The organism is Candidatus Accumulibacter vicinus, assembly GCF_000584955.1.
GTDB classification, from domain to species: domain Bacteria; phylum Pseudomonadota; class Gammaproteobacteria; order Burkholderiales; family Rhodocyclaceae; genus Accumulibacter; species Accumulibacter vicinus.
Genome location: NZ_JDSS02000004.1, coordinates 5,730 through 6,214 on the forward strand (window position 1 = coordinate 5,730; position 485 = coordinate 6,214).

Genomic DNA, 485 nt, shown 5'->3' on the forward strand with positions numbered 1-485 from the left:
CGCGCGCGCTCGATACTTACCGGCTCGACGTCGGCCACTATCCGACCACTGAAGAAGGGCTCAATGCGCTGCTGACCAGGCCGGCCAATGCCACCCGCTGGAACGGGCCGTACCTGCAGAAAGCGGTGCCGCTCGATCCCTGGGGTCGCGCGTACCTCTACCGCTCGCCAGGCACCACCGGCGACTTCGACATCGTGTCCTACGGCAAGGACGGCCAGCCCGGCGGCAGCGGGGATGCCGCCGACGTCAGCAATCAATGAGTCTGTTGCGGAGCCGGGATGCGCTTTGAGGTTCGCGCCTTATCACCCGACAATCTGATCGAGACGCACAGCGTCGATGCCCCGGATGCCGCTGAAGCGGGCCGCATGCTGCAGCAGCAGCGACTGCAACCGCTGTCGATCCAGGCTGCCGCCGCCCCGGTTATGGGAGCCGTGCCGGGTCGCGGCAACAAGGCGTTCTCGCTGCTGCTCTTCAGCGCCGAACTT

The 485-nt window shown here is 66.6% G+C and carries 1 protein-coding gene and 1 pseudogene; both read left to right on the top strand.

The features are described from left to right. On the top strand, nt 1-260 hold a 260-nt coding region (gene gspG, locus CAPSK01_RS00175; RefSeq protein ID WP_034921004.1), incomplete at its 5' end, for a type II secretion system major pseudopilin GspG. Between the two features lie 18 nt (nt 261-278). After that, nucleotides 279-485, top strand: a pseudogene (locus tag CAPSK01_RS21250) (type II secretion system F family protein); the annotation flags it as partial.